The 508-nt window shown below is 69.1% G+C and carries 1 protein-coding gene; it reads left to right on the top strand.

What is annotated here, in order from left to right:
- Positions 1–116: 116 nt before the first annotated feature.
- On the top strand, positions 117–508 hold a 392-nt coding region (locus tag JUB11_RS32510), incomplete at its 3' end, for a tripartite tricarboxylate transporter permease (RefSeq protein ID WP_207462942.1).

Here is a 508-nt window from a genome sequence, read left to right as displayed (position 1 = left end):
GTCACGGTGGCGCTCGCCGTCACGCTCTTCGTCCACACCGTCTTCTACAACGTCCTGCGCGTGCCGCTGCCCTGGGGCGTGCTGCAGCCCTTCGCCTGGTAAGGACTTTGATCCCCATGGCCGATCTCCTCAACAGCTACGCGCTCGCCTTCCAGCTCGTCGCCGACCCCTACGTGCTGGCCGTCATCCTCGGCTCGGCCATGTTCGGCATGGTCGTCGGCGCCATCCCCGGCCTCAGCGCCACCATGGCGACGGCACTCCTCGTCCCCATCACCTTCTTCATGCCCCCCGTCCCGGCCGTCGCCGCCATCGTCACCGCCACCGCCATGGCCATCTTCTCCGGCGACATTCCCGGCGCGCTGCTGCGCATGCCCGGAACGCCCGCGTCCGCCGCCTACACGGACGAGGCCTACGCCATGACGATGAAGGGCAAGGCACACACCGCACTCGGCGCCGGGCTGGTCTTCTCCGCCGTCGGCGGCCTCATCGGCACGCTGGTGCTCATGAC

This window comes from Azospirillum sp. SYSU D00513 (assembly GCF_017356015.1).
Taxonomy (GTDB): domain Bacteria; phylum Pseudomonadota; class Alphaproteobacteria; order Azospirillales; family Azospirillaceae; genus Azospirillum.
The sequence above is the reverse complement of the archived record's forward strand: the minus strand, read 5'-3'. Positions and strand labels throughout refer to the sequence as shown.